The organism is Bradyrhizobium sp. AUGA SZCCT0177 (assembly GCF_018130125.1).
Taxonomy (GTDB): domain Bacteria; phylum Pseudomonadota; class Alphaproteobacteria; order Rhizobiales; family Xanthobacteraceae; genus Bradyrhizobium.
The window spans coordinates 108,285-130,696 of record NZ_JAFCMA010000024.1; the positions used below are offsets into that span (position 1 = coordinate 108,285).

Sequence of the window (22,412 nt, forward strand, 5' to 3'; positions counted from 1 at the left end):
TTTCGCGAAGAACTATCTCTTTTGGCACGGGCGTTGCATAACTTTGCATAAGAAATAGTCACCTGAAGTAGAGAAGGGATTGCTGCATATGCGTAACGAGAAATCAAAGAAGACCGCGACGGCGGTCGCGCTGGCGATGGCAATGGCGGCGGGGTTGCCGCTGGCCGCCAGCGCTGAAACCGTGCTGCGCATCGGCATGACGGCTGCCGATATTCCGCGCACGTTGGGTCAGCCGGACCAGGGCTTTGAGGGCAACCGTTTCACCGGCCTCACGATGTATGACGCGCTGACCATGTGGGACCTCTCCTCGGCCAGCAAGGCGAGCGTGATGATCCCGGGGCTTTCGACCGAATGGAAGGTCGATGATGCCGACAAGAAGAAGTGGACCTTCAAGCTGCGTCCCGGCGTCACCTTCCACGACGGCTCGCCGTTCAACGCCGACGCCGTGGTGTGGAATGTCGAGAAGGTGCTGAAGCAGGAAGCGCCGCAGTTCGACGCCAGCCAGGTCGGCGTCACCGCTTCGCGCATGCCGACGCTGGCCTCCGCGAAGAAAATCGACGATCTGACGGTGGAATTGACCACCAAGGAGCCCGACAGCTTCCTGCCGATCAACCTGACCAATCTGTTCATGGCGAGCCCCTCGAAATGGCAAAAACTGTTCGAGTCGGCTGAGGGCGCGGATGCCAAGGCGAAATCGCAGGCCGCCTGGGCGGCGTTCGCCCGCGAGGCTTCGGGCACCGGCCCGTGGAAGATGTCGAAGTTCACGCCGCGCGAGCGGCTCGAACTCGTCAAGAACGAGGGCTATTGGGACAAGGCGCGCGTGCCCAAGGTCGACAAGATGGTGCTGCTGCCGATGCCGGAAGCCAATGCCCGCACCGCGGCGTTGCTCTCCGGTCAGGTCGACTGGGTCGAGGCGCCCGCGCCCGATGCGGTCAAGGAAATCAAGGCACGCGGCTTCTCCCTGCAGGCCAACGAATCGCCGCATGTCTGGCCGTGGCAGTTCTCGCGCATTGAAGGCTCGCCCTGGAACGACATTCGCGTTCGCAAGGCCGCCAATCTCTGCATCGATCGCGAGGGTCTCAAGGAGGGGCTGCTCGCCGGCCTGATGGTGCCGGCGACCGGCACGTTCGAGGCCGGTCATCCCTGGCGCGGCAAGCCGACCTTCGAGATCAAGTATGACCTGAAGGCGGCGCAAAAGCTGATGCAGGAAGCCGGTTACGGTCCGTCGAAGAAGCTGACGGTCAAGACCCAGACCTCGGCGTCCGGTTCGGGCCAGATGCAACCGCTGCCGATGAACGAATATCTGCAGCAGGCGCTGGCTGAATGTTACTTCGACGTCCAGCTCGACGTGATCGAATGGAACACGCTGTTCACCAATTGGCGCCGCGGCGCCAAGGACGCGTCCGCCAACAACGCCAACGCCACCAACGTGACCTATGCGGCGATGGATCCGTTCTTCGCGCTGGTGCGCTTCCTGCAGTCGTCGATGGCACCTCCGGTGTCGAACAATTGGGGCTACATCAACAATCCCAAATTCGATGAGCTGGTGACCAAGGCACGCCAGACCTTCGATCCCGCGGCGCGCGATGCGGCGCTGGCCGAACTGCATGCGGCCTCGGTCGACGATGCCGCCTTCCTCTATGTCGCCCATGACGTGTCTCCGCGCGCCATGAGCCCGAAGGTGAAAGGCTTCGTGCAGCCGAAGAGCTGGTTCGTCGACTTCTCGCCGGTGACGATCGCGCCGTAAGGCGTGATACTCCAACTTCGCGTGTGCTTCCCTCTCCCCTTGTGGGAGAGGGTGGCTTCGCGAAGCGAAGACGGGTGAGGGGTTCTCTCCGCGGATACCCCTCTCTCATTCGCAATGACCGCTTCTGCGGATTGAACCCCTCATCCGGCGCGCTGCGCGCGCCACCTTCTCCCACAAGGTGAGAAGGAAGAAAGAATGTCTCGTGCTCGTCTATATCGCCCGCCGTATCGTCTATGTGATCCCGATCGTGGCCAGCGTGGCGTTGGTGTGCTTCCTGCTGGTCCACATCACGCCGGGCGATCCCCTGGTGGCGGTGCTGCCGGCGGACGCCAGCCAGGAACTCGCGGCGCAATTGCGCACTGCCTATGGCTTCGACCGCCCGCTGCCGGTCCAGTTCGGGCTCTGGCTGTGGCGTGCGCTGCACGGTGATCTCGGCAATTCGATTGCGACGGGCCGTCCGGTGCTGTCGGAGGTGCTGCGCGCGGTCGGCAATACCGTGACGCTGGCGATTGCGGCCGCGTCGATCGGCTTCACGCTGGGTTTGTTTTTCGGCCTGATTGCCGGCTATTTCCGCGACACCTGGATCGACAAGGTCGCGACCTCGATCGCGATCGCCGGCGTCTCCGTGCCGCATTACTGGCTCGGCATGGTGCTGGTCATCATTTTCTCGGTGCAGCTCAACTGGCTGCCCGCGGTCGGCGCCGGTCCCGGCGGCTCGGGCGCCTGGGGCTGGGATTGGGAGCACATGAAATATCTGATCCTGCCCGCGATCACGACATCCGTCATTCCAATGGGCATCGTCACCCGAACGGTGCGGGCCCTGACCGGCGACATCCTGAGCCAGGATTTCGTCGAGGCGCTGCGCGCAAAAGGCCTGCGCGAGACCGATGTGTTCCGCCATGTCATCAAGAACGCCGCGCCGACCGCGCTCGCGGTGATGGGCCTTCAGCTCGGCTATATGCTCGGCGGCTCGATCCTGATCGAAACCGTGTTCTCATGGCCGGGCTCGGGGCTGCTGCTGAATTCGGCGATCTTCCAGCGCGACCTGCCGCTGCTGCAGGGCACGATCCTGGTGCTGGCGCTGTTCTTCGTGGCCCTCAACCTCCTGGTCGATATCGCGCAAGCGTCGATCGATCCGCGCATCAAGCGGAGCTGACATGGTCCGGAAAAGTGGGAACCGGTTTTCGCTCGCGACAAACTCGGAACGCGTTTGCGCGGAGATCATGCTCAAACAAAAAGAGCGTAGCGCATGAGCGCGATCACAGATACCGCCCTGCAGGCGGCACCGGCCACCCAGGCGCGGGGCTATTGGGCCACCGTCGGCCGCCGCATCCGGCGCGACAAGGTCAGTATGGTCTGCGCCTTCATTCTGGTGCTGATCTTCCTGTCCGCGCTGCTGGCGCCGTGGCTCGGTTTGGCCGATCCCTATCAGGGCTCGATGATCCGCAGACTCCGCCATATCGGCACGCCGAACTATCCGCTCGGCACCGATGAGCTCGGCCGCGACATGCTGGCGCGGCTGGTCTATGGCGGCCGACTGTCGCTGCTCATCGGCATTCTGCCCGTGATCCTCGCCTTCATGATTGGCACATCGCTTGGTCTTGTCGCCGGTTACGTCGGTGGCAAGCTCAACACCGCGATCATGCGCACCGTGGACGTGTTCTACGCATTTCCCTCGGTGCTGCTGGCGATTGCGATTTCGGGCGCACTCGGCGCCGGCATCGTCAACTCCATCGTCTCGCTGACCATCGTGTTCGTGCCGCAGATCACCCGCGTTGCCGAGAGCGTCACGACCGGCGTGCGCAACATGGACTTCGTCGAGGCCGCGCGCGCTTCCGGCGCCGGGCCCTTCACCATCATGCGCGTGCACATGCTCGGCAACGTGCTGGGCCCGATCTTCGTCTACGCCACTGGCTTGATCTCGGTCTCGATGATCCTCGCCGCCGGCCTTTCGTTCCTCGGTCTGGGTACAAAACCGCCGGAGCCGGAATGGGGGTTGATGCTCAACACGCTGCGCACCGCGATCTATGTCAATCCGTGGGTCGCGGCGTTGCCCGGCGCCATGATCTTTGCGGTGTCGATCTGTTTCAATCTGCTCAGCGACGGTATGCGCAGCGCCATGGACATCAGGAACTGACGCGATGAACGAGAGCAGCCCGTCGGTCGAACTGCTGGAAAAGATCGAGGATGTCGGCGGCGCCGCGCAGCCGCTGTTGCAGGTCAACGGCCTGACCAAGCATTTCCCGGTGCGCGGTGATCTGTTCAGCGCGCGCAAGACCGTCCGCGCGGTCGACGACGTCTCGTTTTCGATCGCTAAGGGTGAAACCGTCGGGATCGTAGGCGAATCCGGCTGCGGCAAGTCGACCACCGCGCGGCTTCTGATGCATCTGATGAAGTCAGACGCCGGCGATATCATCTATGACGGCATGCAGGTCGGCCGCGCACTCTCATTACGTGAGCTGCGCCGCGGCATGCAGATGGTGTTTCAGGACAGCTACGCCTCGCTCAACCCGCGCCTCACCATCGAGGATTCGATCGCGTTCGGCCCGAAGGTACACGGCATGGCGGATGCCGCCGCGCGGACGCTGGCGCGCGAACTGCTCGGCAAGGTGGGCTTGCGGCCCGAGACCTTCGCCAACCGCTATCCGCACGAGATATCCGGCGGCCAGCGCCAGCGCGTCAACATCGCGCGCGCGCTGGCGCTGTCGCCGCGGCTGGTGATCCTCGACGAGGCGGTATCGGCGCTCGACAAATCGGTTGAAGCCCAGGTGCTCAATCTGCTGGCCGATCTAAAGCGCGAGTTCGGGCTCACCTACCTCTTCATCAGCCACGATCTCAACGTGGTGCGCTACATCAGTGATCGCGTGCTGGTGATGTATCTCGGCGAGGTCGTCGAGCTCGGTCCGGTCGACAAGGTCTGGGACGAGCCGGCGCATCCCTATACGCGGGCGCTGCTGGCGGCGATGCCGTCGGCGGATCCTGACAACCGCACCCAGACGCCGCCGATCACGGGCGATCCGCCCAATCCGATCGATCCGCCGCCGGGCTGCCGGTTTCACACCCGTTGTCCATATGCGGAGCCGCTCTGCTCAAATGCGACGCCAAAACTCAGCGACCTCGATACATTGGGTCACCAGGCGGCGTGTTACATGGCCATTCCGGGATCAGGGCACAGCCGCGCACCGGCCAAAGAAACGACCAAGAAAAACGCATAAGGGAGCAAATCCGCAATGACAAAACCCAGTCCAAAAGAGGTCAAGGTCATGACCGATGTCGCGGGCGTGCCGGTGACCGCCGAAGTCGCCGAGCGGATCGCCAATTCGATCGGGCCGGCGTTCGAAGGCTTCGCGCCGGTCGCCGGCACCCTGCCGTTCGACCTGGAGCCCGCGAGCTTTCTTCTGGCGCAGAACCCCGGGGTGTCGAAATGAGCACCGAACCGGCCCTGATGTCGCTGGTGTCGGTCGCCAAGGCGATCGCCAGCAAGGAAGTTTCATCGCGCGAGGTGACAAAATCCTGTCTCGATCGCATCGCGCAATGGCAGCCGCGCCTCAACGCCTTCATGGCGATCGAGGCGGAGGAGGCGCTGGCGGCGGCCGACGCCGCCGATGCCGCGCTTGCCAAAGGCAATGCGCACGGCGTGCTGCATGGCGTGCCGCTGGCACACAAGGACATGTATTACGAGGCCGGCAAGGTCGTTACCTGCGGCTCGAAGATCCGCCGCGACTTCGTCGCCACCACGAATTCGACCGCGCTGCAGCGCCTGAAGGACGCCGGTACCATCAGGCTCGGCTCGCTGCAGATGGTCGAGTTCGCCTACGGGCCGACCGGCCACAACCCGCATTACGGCGCAGTGCGCAATCCCTGGAACGTCGATCACATTACCGGCGGCTCGTCGTCCGGCTCGGGATCGGCGGTCGCGGCCCGGCTGACCTTTGCGGCGCTGGGCTCGGACACCGGCGGCTCGATCCGGATGCCCGCGCATTTCTGCGGCGTCACCGGGTTGAAGACGACGGTCGGCCGCGTCAGCCGCGCCGGCGCGATGCCGCTGTCGCAATCGCTCGATACCGTCGGCCCGCTGGCGCAGAGCGTGGAAGATTGCGCGCTGCTGCTGGGGTTGATGGCCGGTGCCGATCCCGATGATCTCACCGCATCCACGCTGCCGGTGCCGGACTATATGGCGGCCACCAAGGGCTCGCTCAAAGGCCTCAGGATCGGCGTGCCGACCGCGTTCTATGTCGACGATCTCGATGCCGAAGTGGCGCGCGTTCTCGATGAGACCATCGCGACGCTGAAGAAAGAGGGCGCCGAAATCGTCTCGGTCGAATTGCCCGACCAGCGCCAGCTCACGGCCGCCTGCCAATTGGTGCTCGCGACCGAAGCCGCCGCGTTCCACAAAAGATGGATGATCGAACGGCCGCAGGATTACGGCGCGCAGGTCCTGATGCGGCTGCAGAACGGCCTTGCGATCCCGGCGGTGTCCTACCTCGAAGCGATGCGCTGGCGCGGTCCGGCGCTGGCGGCGTATCTCGCCGCGGTCACCGGCACCGATGCGGTGATCGCGCCGGTCGCGCCGATGCCGGCGGCAACCATCGCCGAGAGCGATGTCGGCAACAGCCGCGACGCCGAGGCCGTGATCCAGCGGATCACGAAATTTACCCGCCCGGTCAATTACCTCGGCCTGCCCTCGCTTTCGATTCCCTCGGGCTTCACCAAAAGCGGTTTGCCGGTCGGCCTGCAATTGATCGGCCGCTCCTTTGACGAGGCGATGCTGCTGCGGATCGGCGCCGCGTTCCAGCGCGCCACGGACTATCATAAACAGGTACCCAAACCGGCATGACCAACCTCGTCGAAATCCGCGATCTCAGCATCCGATTCACCGGCGAGCGCACTGTGCACGCCGTCAACGACATCTCGCTCTCGCTCGGCGAGGGCGAGGTGCTCGGCCTCCTCGGTGAATCCGGTTCGGGCAAGAGCGTGACGTTGCGCGCGCTGATGCGGCTATTGCCGAAGAAGCGGACGCAGATTTCGGGCAGCGTGAATGTTCTCGGCCGCGACGTGCTGGCGTTGAACGACGACGAATTGTCGGCGTTTCGCGGCCAGACCGTCTCGATGATCTTCCAGGAGCCGGCGCTAGCGCTCGACCCCGTCTACACCATCGGCCGGCAGATTTCCGAATCGGTGATGCGCCATGAAGGCAAGAGCGAGAAGGAGGCCACCGCGCGGGCGCTGGAAATGCTGGAAGTGGTGCGGATTCCCTCCGCCAAGCGCCGCCTCGATGCCTATCCGCATGAAATGAGCGGCGGCATGCGGCAGCGTGCGATGATCGCCCTCGCACTGGCCTGCAAGCCGAAGATCCTGTTGGCCGACGAGCCGACCACGGCGCTCGACGCCACCGTGCAGATCCAGATTCTGCTCTTGCTGCGCGAGTTGCAGCGCGAGTTCGGCATGTCGGTGATCTTCGTGACCCACGATATCGGCGTCGCCATCGAAATCTGCGACCGCGTCGCTGTCATGTATGCCGGCCAGATCGTCGAGCAGGGCAAGCTGCGCGACATCGTCCGGACGCCGATACATCCCTATGCGCGCGGGCTCCTGGCATCGACCACCCACGGCGCCAAACGCGGCCAGCGGCTGGAGACCATCCCGGGCACGCCGCCGTCGCTCGACAAGGCGCCGGTGAACTGCTCGTTCGCGCCGCGCTGCAGCGTGGCGCAGCCGCGCTGCACCGAGCAACTGCCGCCGAATGTGCAGGTTGCGCCGGATCGAATCGCGCGCTGTGTTCTGGCCGAACCGGCGGAAATCGCTGCGATCTGAGCGGCCCCAGTCACCCAAAGCATCGCCATGGCCAGGCATAGCCGTCCGAAGGACGGCGTCGCTTCCGCTCGCCTATGCCCGGCCATCCACGTCTTTTCTTGGTGAATGAAGCGAAGACGTGGATGCCCGGCACAAGGCCGGGCATGATGAAAACGCGCTATCCACCCAATCCCGGATCCGCCCATTGTTCGATCTGAGCGGGCCCCACGATCTGCTTGGGCTGGTGCGGATTGAGCGTGCCGGCGCTCGCAGACCAGCCCTTCGCCAGAATCTGCATCGCGAACAGTTTGGCGTCGACTTCCGATTTAAATTTGCGGGTCGAACGGACCATGCTCGTCGCACTCTCGTCGGTCCGCTCCGGCCCAAAACTTACATACCAAATATCAGGTTGCGTCATTGCCGGATAACGCGGACTGCGATTGACAGTTCCACCACAGGCGGCGTGGCGGGCAGATTCAGGTCGTCACATCGGGGAATTGCCGGTAGTCTAAAACCGCGGGGCGGATGACGCGCGCGAAGCGGGGGATTTTCAGGTGCACGTATCCAACCAGGGCATTTTGGTCATCCTGTTTATCGGGCTCGTCGCCGGCTGGCTGGCCGGCAAGATCGTGCGCGGCACCGGTTTTGGCCTGATCGGCGACATCCTCGTCGGCATCGCCGGCGCGCTGGTTGCAAACCTTCTTTTGCCCAAGCTCGGCATTCACATCGGCACCGGCGTGATCAGGGAGATCATCAATGCCGTGATCGGCGCCGTCATATTGCTGCTGGTGGTGCGGCTGGTTCGCGGCCGGAGGTAGGGCAGCAAATCAGCCGAGACGCAAATCCTTGCGCAGGTCACCCGGCGCCATCCCATAGGTTTGACGGAAGGTGCGGTAGAACGTGGCGAGACTGGCGAAGCCGCTGGCAGAGGCGATTTCCGCCACCGGCCGAAGCGGCATGGATTCCATCTGGCGCCGGGCTTCGGCGAGGCGCATCGCGAGCACCGTCCGCGCGAACGACTGCCCGGTCGGCTCGAACAGCAGATGAAGCTGCCTCACCGAGATATTCAATGCTCGCGCCACCCGCGTCGGCGACAGATCCGGCTCCAGCAGATGGCTTCTCAGCAACGCCAGCGCCATCTGCAGATAGCCGTGCCGCACCGCGTTGCGGCTTTCCGACGTGCCTGGCGTCACCCGGCCGCGCGCCAGCAGCGCCAGTTGCGCGATATGGCGAATGGTGGCGTCGGCGTGGGCCGCCTCTATTCGCTGCTCGACGATCGCCGCAAAAATGGCTTCGATCAGTCGCGCGACCGGCGTCTCCGGCAATAACGGCTCGCAGAGCAAATTCTCCGCGCCGGCCGCGAGCCGTGCATTGCCGGTGACCGGAATTTTCAGCGCGCGGAAATGGAAGCCGTCGGAACGGATTGGGGTCCCGGCAAAGGGCACGTCGGAATGGGCGATGGTCATCGTGCCGTCGGCGATCATATGGACACGCTCCTCGCCGGCGCGAAGCATGCCGGGGCCGCGTACCTGCTGGAAAATGTTGAGGCTGTCGCCGGACATGCGCTTGATGTCAGCCCATGTGCGGCTGACCCTGTAGGAAGAGGCCTGCAGTTCAGCGACGGTCGCGCCACCCGTTTCGTAGGCGGAGAACCGCCCGTGGAAATCCGGCCGCCGCTCGCGAGACACCTCGATGGTGACGCCGAACAGTCCCTTGGCGCGCACTTCGCACCAGTGATCGAAGCGTTCGTCCGGCCGCAAGCCATCGGTATCAAAACTGATCATGTGGCCGCGAGAACTCCGTCGGTACCTGCACGGCGGGTGCAGCCAGGGCGCGGAACCTACCACGGTCCGTAAGGCCGTGCGCGCTCATTCGCGGGTCCGGGCGCCGCGCCGAAACCCGCTGGCGGCCGGCAGGCGGCCTTAAGGACCGGGAGTGGGTGTTCGACCTGCACGGCGAAATTGGACGGGCCTCGATATCAGTGATTCCAGCGCCTTTTGCGACGGCCGAACCGGCAAAGCCCCGCGCCGGACCCGCCTAACCCGCTCTGCAGGCTCATTTCCCGGTGTTTCGGCCAGACACGTCCTGCCGCCGGCGGGGGCATGAACCGCATCAGGTTAACGTGACTTAAATAGACGCTGGCCACAAACATCGGTAGAACCAGCCCGTTAGCTAATCCCTTTTGCAGAGACACGAATTGATGGCAGCTGCTCCCGGTGTCCGGCGGTCCGAACTCGGTATTGCGCTGCGCGCCTGTCGCAACGCGTTTATCGGCGTCGGCGTCATGAGCTGCATGATCAACTTGCTGTATCTGACCGGCTCGATTTTCATGCTGGAGGTCTATGACCGCGTGATTCCGAGCCGGAGCGTGCCGACCCTGATCGGCCTCGTCGTGCTCGCCGGGGGACTATACGTCGCCCAGGGCGGCCTCGACCTGATCCGGGGCCGGATTCTCGGCCGCATCGGCACCGCGCTCGATGAGGCCATCAATGCCCGCGTGTTCGATACCATCGTGCGCCTGCCGCTGATGGTGGGTGCCCGCAATGAAGGCCTGCAGCCGCTGCGCGACCTCGATAACGTGCGCTCCTTCCTCGGCAGCCAGGGGCCGGGCGCGTTTTTCGATCTGCCCTGGCTGCCGTTCTACCTCGCCATCTGTTTCGCATTCCACTGGCTGCTGGGCCTTACCGCGCTGGTCGGCGCCATCATCCTGGTGATCCTCACCGTGATCACCGAAGTGATGTCGCGCCAGCCGGCCAAAGACGCCATGATGCTGGCGGCGCGGCGCAACGATCTGGCGGCGACCAGCCGGCGCAACGCCGAAGTGCTGGTCGCGATGGGCATGGCCGGACGGCTGACCAAGCGCTGGACCGAAGCCAACGAGACCTATCTGGCCGGCAATCAGCGCGCCAGCGACGTCGCGGGCGGCCTCGGCGCAATCGCCAAGGTGCTGCGCATGATGCTGCAATCGGCGGTGCTGGCGGTCGGTGCCTATCTGGTGATCCATCAGGAGGCGTCCGGCGGTATCATCATCGCAGGCTCGATCCTGAGCGCGCGGGCGCTGGCGCCGGTCGATCTGGCGATCGCGCACTGGAAGGGTTTCGTCGCGGCGCGCCAGAGCTGGCATCGCCTCACCAAGCTGCTCGAACAGATACCGGCGCAGAATACCCAGACCTTGCTGCAAAGTCCCACCAAGCGATTGTCGGTCGAGGGCGTCACCATCGTGCCGCCCGGCGATCAGCGGGTCATCGTCCAGGATGTCACTTTTGCGGTCGAGGCCGGAACCGGTGTCGGTGTGATCGGGCCCAGCGGATCGGGCAAGTCGTCGCTGATCCGTGCTTTGGTCGGCGTCTGGATGCCGGTGCGCGGCAAGGTGCGGCTCGATGGCGCCGCGCTCGACCAATGGTCGTCCGACGTGCTCGGCCGTCACGTCGGCTATCTGCCGCAGGACGTCGAATTGTTCGCCGGCTCGATCGCCCATAATATTTCCCGTTTCGATCCCGACGCCAAATCGGATGCGATCATCACCGCGGCCAAGGAGGCCGGCGTGCATGACATGATCATCAAGATGCGCGAGGGCTATGACACCCAGATTGGCGAGCAGGGGACCGCGTTGTCGGCCGGGCAGGCGCAGCGCGTCGGGCTGGCGCGGGCGCTGTATGGCCATCCCTTCCTGATCGTACTCGACGAGCCGAACTCCAACCTCGACACCGAGGGCGACGAGGCGCTGACCCGTGCCGTTCGCGCCGCGCGCGAGCGCGGCGCCATCGTGATCGTGGTGGCGCACCGGCCGATCGGCATCGAGGCGGTCGACCAATTGCTGGTGCTGAAGGACGGCCGCATGCAGGCGTTCGGGCCGAAGGAAACCGTTCTCGGCCAGGTGCTGCAGCGCGCCGTCCCGCCGCCGCCCGCGCCGATCAAGATCGTTGCCCCTGGAGCCAAATCATGAGCGAGGAGTTGAAAGGCGCCCGCCGTTCGATACGGTCGCATCTGGTTGTCGGCCTGGCGCTGATGCTGGTGCTGGTGGGCGGATTCGGCGGATGGGCCTCGACGGTGCCGATCTCGGGCGCGCTGATCGCGCCGGGAGCCGTGGTGGTCGATTCCAACGTCAAGAAGGTGCAGCACCCGACCGGTGGCGTGGTCGGCGAAGTGCGGGTGCGCGACGGCGATACCGTCAAGGCCGGCGACATCGTGGTCCGCCTCGACGAGACCGTGGTCAAGGCAAGCCTGGCGATCGTTGTCAAAACCCTCAACGGATTGTTGGCGCGCGCGGCACGGCTGGAGGCCGAACAGCGCGGCACTGACAAGATCAAGTTCCCTCCGCTGCTGGCCGATCGCGCCGACGATGCCGAGGTCAGGGACGTCATGGCGAGCGAAACCAAATTGTTCGAGGTTCGTGTCCACGGCCGCGCCGGGCAAAAGGCCCAGCTGCGCGAGCGGGTCATGCAACTCAATGAGGAAATCGAGGGCCTCTCGGCGCAGGAGAAAGCCAAGGACAAGGAAATCGCGCTGGTCGAAAAGGAACTGGTCGGCGTCCGCCAGCTCTATGACCAGCGCCTGATCCAGATCTCGCGCCTGACCACGCTGGAGCGCGATTCCGCCCGCCTGTCGGGCGAACGCGCGCAATACATCGCCTCGCGCGCGCAGGCCAAGGGCAAGATCACCGAGACCGAGCTGCAGATCATCCAGATCGACAAGGAACTGGTCAGCGAGGTTTCCAAGGATTTGCGCGAGACCAACGACAAGATCGGCGAATTCGTCGAGCGCAAGGTCACCGCGGAAGATCAGCTCCGCCGCATCGACATCCGGGCGCCGCAGGCCGGCATGGTGCTGCAATCGACGGTGCATACCGTCGGCGGCGTGATCACCGCCGGCGACGCCATCATGATGATCGTGCCGCAGGCCGACGATCTCTCGGTCGAGGCCAAGGTCAATCCGCAGGATATCGACAAGCTGCAGATCGGCCAGAAGACATTGCTGCGGCTATCTGCCTTCAACCAGCACACCACGCCGGAACTGAACGGCAAGGTCACCAGGGTCTCGGCCGACGTCACCACCGAGCAGCGCACCGGGCAAACCTATTACACGATCCGCGTCTCGTTGCCGCCGGCAGAAGTCGCCCGCCTCGGCGACAACAACAAGCTGATCCCGGGCATGCCGGTGGAGGCCTTCGTGCAAACCGGCGACCGCACCATGTTCTCGTATCTGATGAAGCCACTGAGCGATCAGCTGATGCGTTCGTTCAGAGAGAAGTAGTTCGTCGTCCCGGTTTTGGTGGATCTCGTCGTCCCGGCGAAGGCCGCGACCCATAACCACAGGCTTTAGTGGTTTGCAAAATTCGTCGAACAGCGTCCCTCAAAGCGAGCGACACGGCGTATGGGTCCCGGCCCCCCGTGCGCAATTGCGCACTAGGCCGGGACGACACTGATGGCCGATCAATAGCACCGCGTGATGTTGATGGTCGTCTGGCCGTTGCGTCCGGGAACCGTGACGGGCTCCGAGGAGCAGCTCGACACATAGGGCCGGTCGGACGGCACAACGTTCGGCGGATAGCGATGCGCCCAATCCCAGGGCACATCATAGGTATAGGTGTAACGGATGTCGCGGGTGGTGGACTGGGGCGCCTCGACCACAGTCTCGCCATTCGAGGGCGAATAGTAATAGCCGCCGCCTCCCGGCCAGTAGGTCCCGACATTGTGCCGGCGGTGATGTCCGAAACCGTGGGCGGCCGGCGAATGGGACCCCGAACGCACGCCACCTGGCGCTGTTCCTGATCTTGCGAACGTATCGCCCGCGGCAAGCAAAAGCGCGGCTGCGCTGAGAGACGCGACAAGCGCCGAATGCATTCTATACGCCATGGCACATACCAATCGTTGGTTTCCAGGCGGCTCCCCCAAGCCGCTCCCTGATGCACGCTAGGTCGGGCCTTTCGGGCCGGCAAACGCATACTTAATGATTGGTTAAGATGTAACGTTAATAGGGTCGAGTTTCGAGTGAAATCCTGCCGTCTTGGCTCAATACACCGCCGTCGTCCCGGCGAAGGCCGGGACCCATACCGCGTTGTGCTGTCCGTTGGGGCAAGGTGGCACACACCTTCCGCAACAACAACGTTCGGTGGCTATGGGTCCCGGCGTTCGCCGGGACGACACAATACTGGCCGCTCTCTCACCGCCTGTCATATTCGTCCGGTCCCATCGCCCAGGCCCATTGTTCGTGGCCGGGCGCGTAGGTGCGGTTGGTCTCTGCCGGGTTGCGGTTGACCAGCGGCCGCATGAACATCGGGTGGGTGGCGCTGCGCACCTCGTGCTCGACCGTGAACAGATGCTTGCCGCTGTCGAGGTCGATGATGTCCTTGAACCGGTACTGGTACGGGTTGTCTTCCTGCGAGACCAAATTGCGTTCGAGCAGCTTGCGGTAGGGGCCCGAGAAATTCGTGATGTAGATCTGCACGTGGTGGCCGTCGAATTCCGGCTGCTTCCGGTCGGTCTCGCGGAATTGCAGATATTGATCCTTGCCGACCTTGACGCGCGCCGTGGTGCCGTCGCCGTTCTTGAATTCGGCCGGCATTCCCATGATCTCGGGGTAGAAGCCGCAAATGGCTTTCGCTGTCCCAACCGGTACGTCGAACTCGACATAGGGAATGCCGAGCGTGATGCGGCCGAAGCGCGCGGCGTCCGGCTCATAGCAGCGCACGCGATTGCCCCAGGGACAGATCGCCTCGACGTAATCATTGTGTTCGCTGAACGCGAATTTGGTGCCTTCGAGCTTCTTGGCGACCGACGCCAGCCGTTCGAGCAGCGCCTCGCGGCCGGAGATGACGATGCCGGTATGGCCGCGCAGCACCTGCGCCTCACCATCAGGCAGATGAAACTGGCTCTTGCCGACATTCACCCACATGTTGCTGTCCGACACCATCAGATAGGGATCGCGCGTCAGTCCGAGCCCGGTGACATAGAACAACGTCGCCAGCCGCTGATCGGGCACGAAGACGTTGACATGTTCGAAATGGATCGAGTTGCCGAGGTCTTCTGCGGCGCGGTCGAACGGCTGTTGCATGGCTGCGATCCCTGGATGTTTCAGCGGATTATAGTCAGGCGCGGTGCCATGATCCAGCCGTCGCCGCGACGGCAGAGCAGGTATCTTCCCCGAGCGCATCACGGGCATCGCCGATCAGACATTTCAAAGGGTGCGGCGGATATACCCAGCCGGTCGTGCAGGGATTGGTGATAGGATGCCTTCGATAAGTGAGCGATCGGAAAGCCGGGATGCTGCGGCGCAGGCCGTCGTCGCGGCGCGACCACAGACGGGAGCGGGTGCCGAGATGATCACAATCCCCCAATTGACCGCGCAAGCCCTGGGTTCGTTCCTGTCACGGGAAACCGAGGGACGGTTCGGCGCCTCGCATTCCGATTTGACGAAGCTGTTGCCATTTGCCGCGAGGCTGACCCTGGAGTGCATCGGCAACAGCGATGCGCTGTATCACAACATCGAGCACACCATGCTGGTGACGCTGGTGGGCCACGACATCCTGGTCGGCCGCGCGCTGGCGCGCGCCACCACGGCGGACGATTACGCCAACTTCATCATGGCCTGCCTCGCCCATGATATTGGATATGTCCGCGGCGTCGTCCAGGGCGACGAGGATGATGCCTTTGTTGCTGATCTGAGCGGCCGCAAGATCCATCTGCCGGTTGGATCGTCCGACGCCGCGCTTGCGCCCTACCATGTCGACCGCTCAAAGCTGTTCGTGATCGAGCGGCTCGATACCATGGAGGAAGTCGACGCGGCCCGGATTTCCCGGGCGATCGAATACACCCGCTTTCCCTATGCCACGGGTCCGAACGACGGTGATGATCTCAACGAGGAGGAGGGATTGCTGCTGCGTGCGGCCGATCTGATCGGCCAGCTCGGCGACCCCAACTACATGCGCAAGTCGAATGCGCTGTTTTACGAATTCGAGGAAATCGGAATGAACAAGACGCTGGGCTACGCCACGCCCGCCGACATCGTTTATCGATTCCCGCAGTTTTATTGGACCAACGTCGCGCCGCAGATCCAGCTTGCGATCCGCTATCTCAACGTCACCTCCAGCGGCCGGCAATGGATCGCCAACCTGCATAGCAACGTCTTCCGGGCGGAGCGGGAAGTGAACCTGTCCGGACCGCAGCGCTAGAACTGGTTCGCGCTTGCGGTCCGAATCGTAAGTTCAACGTCATTGTGACATCTTTGGCTGACGTTGGAGTGCTTCCTGCTGCGCTGAGCGATCCTTGCCGGCTTCCGCCAGTCCTTCGCCGATCTGACTGCGATTGATGCCCATGTCCCTCAGCTCCCGGTCGGCAAGGTATCGCAGGATGACGAGATTGGCCTGTTGCTCGCGCCGGGCAATCAGCTTTGCGATACAGTCATTGATCATGTGGCCGAGCCAGGCCTGCCATGACCTCAATGTACTGCGGATCGCGCCGGTAGTGACAAAAGTACTGGACGTATGGTTTAGCATCGACATGTTGTTTCTCCTTCGAAACGGTGAACACCCCCTTTCGCAGCAGCAACATGCACCACGTGCGCTTCCATGACTTTCAGGGAAGCACGATTTGTTCTTTTGTTTAGCTTGAGACGGCCTTGATCTTGATCAATTGGACCCGCGATGTGTGAAGCAGTTCACAATCGGCGCGTCGCGTCGCCTACTTCGACACGTTCTCCAGCAACAGGCCCAGCGCCGTGCTCGCAAATTTCTGCATGTTCGCCTGCCGGTCTGCGCTGCCGGTCTCCAGCGTGAACACCGCGTTCTGCGGGCCCGCGACCGCCATGCAGCTGTGGCCGGCGGCGTCGCCGTAGCGGTTGCCGGTCGGTCCCGTGGCGCCGGTCTCGGACAGGCCCCAGTCGGTGGCGAAGCGCTGGCGCACCTGATTAGCCAGCAATTTGGCATAGGTCTCCGACGCCGACCGGAGGCCCTTCATCGCCTCATCGGAAATGTCCATCAGGATGCGCCGTGCGTCGCGGGTGTAGACCACACCGCCGCCGAGGAAATAGGCGGATGCGCCGGGCACCGACAGCAGCGCCGCCGAGATCAGACCGCCGGTGGAGGATTCCGCGATCGCGATGGTTTGTTTTCGCTCGATCAGTTTGACGGCGATCTTCTCGGCGATCGTTACGAGCTCTTTCATTCCTCAACTCCGGCGCAGCATGCGTTTCAGCAATGACTTCTTGTCGGGCTTGTCAGCCAGCGAATGATAGACGACGCGAATGAAGTTCTTGGAGGCGAGCTCGGTCGGTGCCCATTTCTTGTCGAGATCGGCGAACGGTTTGGCGGCCAGCACGTCGTCTTCGCTCTTGCCTTCCTTCACCAGCTTCGCCATGCGGTCGCGCGCGGTGACCAGCATGGCGCGGTATTCGGTCAGAACAGCCTTGTCGGCGATCGGCCCGTGGCCCGGCACGATGCGGCTCTTGGCGTTGGTCATTTTGAGATAGGCGTTGGCCGCCGCGATCATGCCCCTGATGTTGCCGCCATTGGCGAAGTCGATGTTGGGATAGCGGCCATTGGTGAAGGTGTCGCCGGTCGCCAGCACATTGGCGGTCTTGAACCACACATAGGTGTCGCCGTCGGTATGGGCGTGGGCGATGTGCTGGAGTTCGGCGACGCGGCCGGGCAGCCGGAGCTTGAGCGTCCCGCCGGCATAGGTCTTCTTCGGCAGCGCGCCAGCGGCGGCCGGCGGCGTCTTGACGCCGGTCAGGCCGTTGGTGGTTCCCTCCGCCAGGCGAATCTTGACGTTGACGTCGGAGACGATGGTGACGCCGTCCTTGGCGAAGGCTTCATTCCCGCCGGTGTGGTCGCCGTGATAATGCGTGTTGATGAGGTATTTGATCGGCAGGTTCGAGATGGTCGAGATCGCGGCCTTGATCTTGTCGTGCAGCGGCGCGAACTGGCCGTCGACCATGATGATGCCGGTCTTCCCCACCGCCACGGTGATGTTCCCGCCCTGACCCTCGAGCATGTAGACGTTGTCGCCGAGATCGGTGGTCTTGATCTCGACCTTGGAGAAATCGACCGGCGGGGGTGCGGCAGGCGGGGCAGGGGGCGCTGTCTGCGCGGCTACCGCGCCAGCCAGCAAAAGGGTGATGGCAACCGCCGTGCTTCCAGTCCGAATCATCAAAATCTCCTAAGGGCCGACCCATGTTTTCCTAGCACAGGGGGCTAGCGTTTGCCGAGTTGCGGCGCACCGGCCAGCCTGCTTGAATGCGGCCAAAGAACCAAGCGGCGCGGCTTACAAGATGCCGTGAGACCGCGGGCGCGCACGAGGAAATATGCCCGAGGAAACGTCATGACGTCACCGATCGCAGGCGGCGTGGATTGCGACCTGCATCCCGCCGTGCCCCATCTGACCAGCCTGCTGCCATATATGAACGACTACTGGCGCGACCAGGTGACGACGCGCGGCATGACCGATCTGGTGTCGCAATCCTATCCGGCCAATTCGCCGATCAGCGCGCGCCCCGATTGGCGTCCAGCGCAGGGTAAGCCGGGCTCCAGCCTCAGCGATATGCAAAAGCAGGCGCTCGATCGGTTTCAGGTGAGCTACGGCATCTGCAATCCCTTGTATGGCGTGCAGATGGTGTTTTCCGAGGACATGCAGGACGCCTTCTGCCGCGCGCTGAACGACTGGCTGGTGCAAGAGTGGCTCGACAAGGATTCCCGTCTGCGTGGCTCGATCGTGATCCCGACCCAGAGCGTGGAAAAATCAGTCGCCGAGATCGAGCGCTGTGCCAAAGACCCGCGCTTCGTTCAGGTGCTGATGCTTGTGATGGGCGACATGCCGGTCGGCAAACGCGCCTATTGGCCGATCTATGCCGCCGCCGAGCGGCTGGGGCTGGCCATCGGCATCCACGCCGGCTCCGCCTATCACAACCCGCCGACCTCGGTCGGCTGGGGTTCCTATCATGTCGAGGATTATGTCGCCCAGGCGCAGGCGTTCCAGACCCAGTTGACCAGCCTGATCGTCGAGGGCGTGTTCGCGCGGCATCCGAAGCTGAAGATGGTGATGCTGGAAAGTGGCTTCACCTGGCTGCCGTCATACCTGTGGCGGCTGCACAAGTTCTGGCGCGGGGTGCGGATGGAAACGCCCTGGGTCGACCGCGCGCCGCTGGAAATTGTGCGCAGCAACATCCGCTTTTCGCTGCAGCCGGTCGACGCGCCGCCGGATCCGGCCACGTTAAATCGCCTGTTCGACCATATGCAGTCGGACGAATTGCTCCTATTCTCAACCGACTATCCGCACTGGCAATTCGACGGCGACGAGGTGCTGCCGGAGGGGATTTCGGAAGGTCTTGTCCGCAAGATCATGATCGATAATCCGCACGCGACCTATCCTCGTCTAACGCAGCCCGCGCTCAAGGAGGCAACGCCATGAACGTGCAGTTTCGTCCGGAGCCGGCGTCATCGGCAAGCGTCAAGACCGCGATCGCCGATTGCGACATCCATCCCGCGCGCGCCACCGGGACCGAGCTCTATCCGTTCCTGGCAAAACGCTGGCATTCGCATCTGGAGACCTACGGCAAGCACGCCTATCAAGGCATGATGGAAGGGCCGCCCTATCCGAAGGCGCAGCCGAACGCCTCGCGCCGCGACGCCTATCCGCCGGAAGGCGGCAAGCAAGGCTCCTCGCTGTCCTTCATGCAGAAGCAACTGCTCGACCCCTACAATGTCACGCTCGGCGTGCTCAACCCGCTCGACACCGGGCAGGGCCTGCGCAACCACGATCTCAGCGCGGCGCTGGCGACCGCGATCAACGACTGGCAGATCGAGAAATGGACCAGCAAGGATTCGCGTCTCAAAGGTTCGATCGTCGTCGGCAATGAAGACGGCCCCACCGCCGCCGCCGAGATCCGCAGGCGCGCCGGCGACAAGAATTTCGTGCAGGTGCTTTTGCTGAGCCGCAATGTCGAGCCGCTCGGCCAGCGCCGCTACTGGCCGATCTATGAGGCGGCGCAGGAGATCGGCCTTCCCGTCGGCGTCCATGCCTTCGGCTTCGGCGGCAACCCGATCACAGCTTCCGGCTGGCCGAGCTTTTACATCGAGGAGATGGTCGGCCATTCGCAGTGCCAGCAGACCGCGCTCGCAAGCCTCGTGCTCGAAGGCGTGTTCGAGCGCTATCCCAAACTGAAGATGGTGATGATCGAGGCCGGCTTCGGCTGGGCGCCGTCGCTTTCATGGCGGCTGGACAAGAGTTTCGACCGGCTGCGCAGCGAGGTGCCGCATCTGAAGCGCCGTCCGTCGGAATATATCCGCGATCACATCTGGTGGACCACGCAACCGATGGAAGATCCGGAACGCCGCGAGCATCTGTTCGAGGTGATCGAGTGGATCGGCTGGGACAAACTGCTGTTCGCGACCGACTATCCGCACTGGGATTTCGACGAGCCCTCGCGCGTGCTGCCCCCCGGCGTCAGCGACGCCAACAAGCAGGCGTTCTATCTCGACAATGCGAAGAAGCTGTACGGGATCGCATGATCAGGAAAAGTGGGAACCGGTTTTCCGAAAAAGATCATGCGTAGGAAATAATATGGCCCGGCATGTCATTGCCCCGGTGGACGAGTTGCCGCCGGGCACGCGAAAATTCCTCACCATCGACGAGCGGCCGATCGCGATCTTCAACGTCAAGGGCGAGTTTTTCGGTCTGTTGAACCGCTGCCCGCATCAGGGCGCGGCATTGTGCGAGGGACCGCTGATCGGGCTCGCCACTTCCTCCGACCCCGGCGAGATCGAGTACACCAAGTTAGGCGAGATCATCCGCTGCCCCTGGCACGGCTGGGAATTCGATATCCGCACCGGCCAGTCCTACTGCGATCCCAAGCGCTTCCGCGCCCGCGCCTATCCCGTCAATGTCGAGCCCGGCACCAACCTGGTGAAAGGGCCGTATGTCGCGGAGACGATCAAGGTCGCGGTCGAGAGCGACTACGTGGTGGTCGATCTGTAGCGGCCGCCGTTCCGGTGAACGCCGGCCGCTTCGCCATCCCTAGACAGCGTCTTTGGCAACCTTCAGCGGCGACGCCTTGACCGACTTGCTGGCCGGCTTGGCCGCGAACTCCATCGGCTCTTTCGTGAACGGATTGATGCCGCTGCGGGCTTCAGTCGCCGGCTTGTTCACGACAGACATTTTGACGAAGCCGGGAATGACGAACTCACCGGACTCGTTCAGCTCCTTGTAGCCGACGGTGGCCATCTGCTCGATGACGGCCTTGACGTCATTCTTGGAAAGCTGCGTTCCCTCTGCGATTGCATCGATCAACTGAGTCTTGGTCATCTTGGCCATTGAAAATTACCTTTCTGGGTGGGGGAGAACGGATTGAAGCGCACGCGCTACGCTGGTTGCATAACTCGGTCTGGAGCGCGGCAAGGCCACGCAAATCGCTTCCCGTTCATGGCTGCGGTCATGAAAGCTACCGGGCTTAAAACCTATCGACGCCCAAAACGCAAGGCGTAGATCGGCCTGTGGGGAACCGCTTCCGGATCGATCGGCACCTGCAGGAGGCTGGTAAAGTCGCTGATACCACTGGCGTCCTGCGAGGTCAGGCGCTGATAACTCTGCCCGGATCATCTTGCAATGACACAACAAAATCCCGCTGTCGCGATGACAGATGCAGGCAACAGTCGTTAGCTTCGCGCTATGTGCTTGCCGTCGACATGGATATTCAATCGCTTCATGAAAAATCCGGACGCATAAATTTCCACAACCCGGTTGGCCTCTCCCGTCTTCAACGCGCCACACAGCAAGGCCGCGCGGGTGTAAAGAGACACACCGGAGGATGATTCAACCAGCTGCCCGTCGATGTACAACTTCAAAATCATCAATCCGGCTTTCTCCATATCGGGGACCGCGCTGCATGCGATCTGATGTCCTTCAAAGGTCGTCGTCACTTCCTCGCTAAACACACCCATTGCTTGATCTGCTCTATCCCGTTGTCCACCGAAATTGGCGGAGTTCGTCGAACTGCGGCGAACCGTCCCGAACCGTCGCCCTTGCCGCTATGGCCTCAACGTCCCCCGCAGCAGCTTGATGCCGTCGGCGAGCGCGCGCTGCATCAACAGCGCATCTACGCCGTAGGCGATCATGCGAAAGCCTTTGGCGCGGAAATCGCGCGCCCACTTCCCGTCGCCGGCGAGGAAGCCTGGTGTCTTGCCGTGTTTCTGGCAGGCCTTGACCAGTCTATCGACAGCGCTGTGGAATTTCGGATTGTCGAACTGCCCCGGGATGCCCATGAAGTTCGTCAAATCGTAGTGGCCGAGCCAGACCACGTCGACGCCGTCGACGGCCGCGATCGCATCGACGTTCGCGATGCCCTTGGCGGTCTCCACCAGCGCGATCACCATCGTGCGTGCGTTTGCCTCGGCGATCTTGTCGGTCTCGGCTCCGCCGGCATAGTCGTCATGCGCCGCGACATTGAACGCGGCGCCGCGACGCCCAACGGGCGGATATTTCGTGCAACCAACGATCGCCCTGGCCTGCTCAGATGTTTCGACCATCGGCACCATGATGCCCATCGCGCCGATATCGAGCGCGCGGGCGATGTGATGATAGTCGCCGGAGGGAACGCGCACGAGCGGCACCAGATCAAGCCCGCGGCAGAATGCGAACTGCGCTTTCATTGTCTCGAAGCCGACGCCCGAATGCTCCATGTCGTAGAGGATGAATTCGGCGCCGGCCTCGCGGCAGATCGAAGGATAGCCGGGCGTGAAGAACTCGAACGTCATCGTTCCGAACGCACAGCCACCCGCCGCGAGCCGTGGCTTCAATGGATTTGGGCGCAACGGATTTTCCTCCGAGAGTTGTTCAAGCGCCCGGCATGGCGAACACGGCAACGCAGCCGGGCACAGGCGTTG

At 63.2% G+C, this 22,412-nt stretch carries 24 protein-coding genes; 14 read left to right on the forward strand and 10 right to left on the reverse strand.

Features of this window, described 5'->3' with window-relative positions; genetic code table 11:
• Window positions 1–136 precede the first annotated feature (136 nt).
• The 7 genes from JQ597_RS25875 (at window position 137) to JQ597_RS25905 (ending at window position 7,561) form a co-directional block, all read left to right on the forward strand.
• Window positions 137–1,747 (forward strand): ABC transporter substrate-binding protein, encoded by a 1,611-nt coding sequence (locus tag JQ597_RS25875; protein ID WP_249148201.1) that lies wholly within the window; start codon window positions 137–139, stop codon window positions 1,745–1,747.
• Between the two features lie 202 nt (window positions 1,748–1,949).
• A complete protein-coding gene (locus JQ597_RS25880; protein WP_192737023.1) occupies window positions 1,950–2,903 on the forward strand; it encodes an ABC transporter permease in 954 nt (317 codons plus the stop codon).
• Between the two features lie 93 nt (window positions 2,904–2,996).
• Window positions 2,997–3,884, forward strand: coding sequence for an ABC transporter permease (locus JQ597_RS25885; protein WP_212267992.1), 888 nt, complete (start codon window positions 2,997–2,999; stop codon window positions 3,882–3,884).
• A 4-nt stretch (window positions 3,885–3,888) separates the two neighbouring features.
• Complete coding sequence (locus tag JQ597_RS25890; protein ID WP_212267994.1) at window positions 3,889–4,962, forward strand: ABC transporter ATP-binding protein; 1,074 nt, start codon at window positions 3,889–3,891, stop codon at window positions 4,960–4,962.
• A 15-nt stretch (window positions 4,963–4,977) separates the two neighbouring features.
• Window positions 4,978–5,175, forward strand: coding sequence for a hypothetical protein (locus JQ597_RS25895; RefSeq protein ID WP_212267996.1), 198 nt, complete (start codon window positions 4,978–4,980; stop codon window positions 5,173–5,175).
• Entirely contained in the window at window positions 5,172–6,584 is a 1,413-nt protein-coding gene (locus tag JQ597_RS25900; protein ID WP_212267998.1) for an amidase, read from the forward strand. The genes JQ597_RS25895 and JQ597_RS25900 overlap by 4 nt, the downstream gene beginning before the upstream one ends.
• Window positions 6,581–7,561, forward strand: a complete 981-nt coding sequence (locus JQ597_RS25905) for an ABC transporter ATP-binding protein (RefSeq protein WP_212268000.1) — start codon at window positions 6,581–6,583, stop codon at window positions 7,559–7,561. The genes JQ597_RS25900 and JQ597_RS25905 overlap by 4 nt, the downstream gene beginning before the upstream one ends.
• A 157-nt stretch (window positions 7,562–7,718) precedes the next feature.
• Here the strand turns inward: JQ597_RS25905 and JQ597_RS25910 are convergent, their stop codons facing one another.
• Window positions 7,719–7,892 carry a hypothetical protein gene (locus JQ597_RS25910; protein WP_192737029.1) on the reverse strand — a complete coding sequence of 58 codons (174 nt, stop codon included), beginning with the start codon at window positions 7,890–7,892 and terminating at the stop codon, window positions 7,719–7,721.
• Between the two features lie 202 nt (window positions 7,893–8,094).
• On the opposite strand from JQ597_RS25910, the gene JQ597_RS25915 reads away from it, so the two are divergent.
• Entirely contained in the window at window positions 8,095–8,358 is a 264-nt protein-coding gene (locus JQ597_RS25915) for a GlsB/YeaQ/YmgE family stress response membrane protein (RefSeq protein ID WP_212268002.1), read from the forward strand.
• Window positions 8,359–8,367: 9 nt separating this feature from the next.
• On the opposite strand, the gene JQ597_RS25920 is transcribed toward JQ597_RS25915, so the two are convergent.
• Window positions 8,368–9,324, reverse strand: a complete 957-nt coding sequence (locus tag JQ597_RS25920) for an AraC family transcriptional regulator (protein ID WP_212268004.1) — start codon at window positions 9,322–9,324, stop codon at window positions 8,368–8,370.
• Between the two features lie 416 nt (window positions 9,325–9,740).
• Here JQ597_RS25920 and JQ597_RS25925 point away from each other — a divergent pair, with 416 nt between their 5' ends.
• Window positions 9,741–11,486 (forward strand): type I secretion system permease/ATPase, encoded by a 1,746-nt coding sequence (locus tag JQ597_RS25925; protein ID WP_212268006.1) that lies wholly within the window; start codon window positions 9,741–9,743, stop codon window positions 11,484–11,486.
• Entirely contained in the window at window positions 11,483–12,793 is a 1,311-nt protein-coding gene (locus JQ597_RS25930; RefSeq protein WP_212268007.1) for an HlyD family type I secretion periplasmic adaptor subunit, read from the forward strand. The genes JQ597_RS25925 and JQ597_RS25930 overlap by 4 nt, the downstream gene beginning before the upstream one ends.
• 179 nt (window positions 12,794–12,972) lie before the next feature.
• Here the strand turns inward: JQ597_RS25930 and JQ597_RS25935 are convergent, their stop codons facing one another.
• On the reverse strand, window positions 12,973–13,290 hold the full coding sequence (locus JQ597_RS25935) for a hypothetical protein (RefSeq protein ID WP_312011116.1): 318 nt from the start codon (window positions 13,288–13,290) through the stop codon (window positions 12,973–12,975).
• A 412-nt stretch (window positions 13,291–13,702) separates the two neighbouring features.
• Window positions 13,703–14,593: a VOC family protein gene (locus JQ597_RS25940; RefSeq protein WP_212268012.1), complete on the reverse strand. Its 891-nt coding sequence runs from the start codon at window positions 14,591–14,593 to the stop codon at window positions 13,703–13,705.
• A 265-nt stretch (window positions 14,594–14,858) separates the two neighbouring features.
• On the opposite strand from JQ597_RS25940, the gene JQ597_RS25945 reads away from it, so the two are divergent.
• Complete coding sequence (locus JQ597_RS25945) at window positions 14,859–15,710, forward strand: metal-dependent phosphohydrolase (RefSeq protein WP_212033402.1); 852 nt, start codon at window positions 14,859–14,861, stop codon at window positions 15,708–15,710.
• A 39-nt stretch (window positions 15,711–15,749) separates the two neighbouring features.
• Here the strand turns inward: JQ597_RS25945 and JQ597_RS25950 are convergent, their stop codons facing one another.
• From JQ597_RS25950 to JQ597_RS25960, 3 genes are all read right to left on the reverse strand, one after another.
• Window positions 15,750–16,040, reverse strand: a complete 291-nt coding sequence (locus JQ597_RS25950) for a DUF1127 domain-containing protein (RefSeq protein ID WP_212268014.1) — start codon at window positions 16,038–16,040, stop codon at window positions 15,750–15,752.
• Window positions 16,041–16,218: 178 nt separating this feature from the next.
• Entirely contained in the window at window positions 16,219–16,701 is a 483-nt protein-coding gene (locus tag JQ597_RS25955) for a CinA family protein (RefSeq protein ID WP_212268015.1), read from the reverse strand.
• Window positions 16,702–16,704: 3 nt separating this feature from the next.
• The gene (locus JQ597_RS25960; RefSeq protein WP_212268017.1) at window positions 16,705–17,685 is read right to left on the reverse strand and encodes an MBL fold metallo-hydrolase; all 981 of its coding nucleotides are present in this window, start codon (window positions 17,683–17,685) and stop codon (window positions 16,705–16,707) included.
• A 171-nt stretch (window positions 17,686–17,856) separates the two neighbouring features.
• Here JQ597_RS25960 and JQ597_RS25965 point away from each other — a divergent pair, with 171 nt between their 5' ends.
• From JQ597_RS25965 to JQ597_RS25975, 3 genes are read left to right on the forward strand one after another with little or no spacing between them, the layout of a single operon-like run.
• Window positions 17,857–18,942, forward strand: a complete 1,086-nt coding sequence (locus tag JQ597_RS25965; RefSeq protein ID WP_212268019.1) for an amidohydrolase family protein — start codon at window positions 17,857–17,859, stop codon at window positions 18,940–18,942.
• Window positions 18,939–20,042 (forward strand): amidohydrolase family protein, encoded by a 1,104-nt coding sequence (locus tag JQ597_RS25970; RefSeq protein ID WP_212268021.1) that lies wholly within the window; start codon window positions 18,939–18,941, stop codon window positions 20,040–20,042. The genes JQ597_RS25965 and JQ597_RS25970 overlap by 4 nt, the downstream gene beginning before the upstream one ends.
• 52 nt (window positions 20,043–20,094) lie before the next feature.
• A complete protein-coding gene (locus tag JQ597_RS25975; RefSeq protein WP_212268023.1) occupies window positions 20,095–20,508 on the forward strand; it encodes a Rieske (2Fe-2S) protein in 414 nt (137 codons plus the stop codon).
• Between the two features lie 39 nt (window positions 20,509–20,547).
• Here JQ597_RS25975 and JQ597_RS25980 read toward each other — a convergent pair whose 3' ends face one another.
• The 3 genes from JQ597_RS25980 to JQ597_RS25990 form a co-directional block, all read right to left on the reverse strand.
• The gene (locus JQ597_RS25980; RefSeq protein ID WP_192737043.1) at window positions 20,548–20,844 is read right to left on the reverse strand and encodes an HU family DNA-binding protein; all 297 of its coding nucleotides are present in this window, start codon (window positions 20,842–20,844) and stop codon (window positions 20,548–20,550) included.
• A 341-nt stretch (window positions 20,845–21,185) separates the two neighbouring features.
• Entirely contained in the window at window positions 21,186–21,470 is a 285-nt protein-coding gene (locus JQ597_RS25985; protein WP_212268025.1) for a hypothetical protein, read from the reverse strand.
• An 87-nt stretch (window positions 21,471–21,557) separates the two neighbouring features.
• The gene (locus JQ597_RS25990; RefSeq protein WP_212268027.1) at window positions 21,558–22,340 is read right to left on the reverse strand and encodes an HpcH/HpaI aldolase family protein; all 783 of its coding nucleotides are present in this window, start codon (window positions 22,338–22,340) and stop codon (window positions 21,558–21,560) included.
• Window positions 22,341–22,412: the final 72 nt, after the last annotated feature.

What these genes read in the sequence shown, in the direction of transcription:
- JQ597_RS25875 (WP_249148201.1), top strand. Translation starts at nt 137, where the DNA reads ATGGCAATGGCGGCGGGGTTGCCGCTGGCCGCCAGCGCTGAAACCGTG.
- JQ597_RS25885 (WP_212267992.1), top strand. Translation starts at nt 2,997, where the DNA reads ATGAGCGCGATCACAGATACCGCCCTGCAGGCGGCACCGGCCACCCAG.
- JQ597_RS25890 (WP_212267994.1), top strand. Translation starts at nt 3,889, where the DNA reads ATGAACGAGAGCAGCCCGTCGGTCGAACTGCTGGAAAAGATCGAGGAT.
- JQ597_RS25895 (WP_212267996.1), top strand. Translation starts at nt 4,978, where the DNA reads ATGACAAAACCCAGTCCAAAAGAGGTCAAGGTCATGACCGATGTCGCG.
- JQ597_RS25900 (WP_212267998.1), top strand. Translation starts at nt 5,172, where the DNA reads ATGAGCACCGAACCGGCCCTGATGTCGCTGGTGTCGGTCGCCAAGGCG.
- JQ597_RS25905 (WP_212268000.1), top strand. Translation starts at nt 6,581, where the DNA reads ATGACCAACCTCGTCGAAATCCGCGATCTCAGCATCCGATTCACCGGC.
- JQ597_RS25910 (WP_192737029.1), bottom strand. Translation starts at nt 7,892, where the DNA reads ATGGTCCGTTCGACCCGCAAATTTAAATCGGAAGTCGACGCCAAACTG.
- JQ597_RS25920 (WP_212268004.1), bottom strand. Translation starts at nt 9,324, where the DNA reads ATGATCAGTTTTGATACCGATGGCTTGCGGCCGGACGAACGCTTCGAT.
- JQ597_RS25925 (WP_212268006.1), top strand. Translation starts at nt 9,741, where the DNA reads ATGGCAGCTGCTCCCGGTGTCCGGCGGTCCGAACTCGGTATTGCGCTG.
- JQ597_RS25930 (WP_212268007.1), top strand. Translation starts at nt 11,483, where the DNA reads ATGAGCGAGGAGTTGAAAGGCGCCCGCCGTTCGATACGGTCGCATCTG.
- JQ597_RS25940 (WP_212268012.1), bottom strand. Translation starts at nt 14,593, where the DNA reads ATGCAACAGCCGTTCGACCGCGCCGCAGAAGACCTCGGCAACTCGATC.
- JQ597_RS25945 (WP_212033402.1), top strand. Translation starts at nt 14,859, where the DNA reads ATGATCACAATCCCCCAATTGACCGCGCAAGCCCTGGGTTCGTTCCTG.
- JQ597_RS25950 (WP_212268014.1), bottom strand. Translation starts at nt 16,040, where the DNA reads ATGTCGATGCTAAACCATACGTCCAGTACTTTTGTCACTACCGGCGCG.
- JQ597_RS25955 (WP_212268015.1), bottom strand. Translation starts at nt 16,701, where the DNA reads ATGAAAGAGCTCGTAACGATCGCCGAGAAGATCGCCGTCAAACTGATC.
- JQ597_RS25960 (WP_212268017.1), bottom strand. Translation starts at nt 17,685, where the DNA reads ATGATTCGGACTGGAAGCACGGCGGTTGCCATCACCCTTTTGCTGGCT.
- JQ597_RS25965 (WP_212268019.1), top strand. Translation starts at nt 17,857, where the DNA reads ATGACGTCACCGATCGCAGGCGGCGTGGATTGCGACCTGCATCCCGCC.
- JQ597_RS25970 (WP_212268021.1), top strand. Translation starts at nt 18,939, where the DNA reads ATGAACGTGCAGTTTCGTCCGGAGCCGGCGTCATCGGCAAGCGTCAAG.
- JQ597_RS25975 (WP_212268023.1), top strand. Translation starts at nt 20,095, where the DNA reads ATGGCCCGGCATGTCATTGCCCCGGTGGACGAGTTGCCGCCGGGCACG.
- JQ597_RS25980 (WP_192737043.1), bottom strand. Translation starts at nt 20,844, where the DNA reads ATGGCCAAGATGACCAAGACTCAGTTGATCGATGCAATCGCAGAGGGA.
- JQ597_RS25985 (WP_212268025.1), bottom strand. Translation starts at nt 21,470, where the DNA reads ATGGGTGTGTTTAGCGAGGAAGTGACGACGACCTTTGAAGGACATCAG.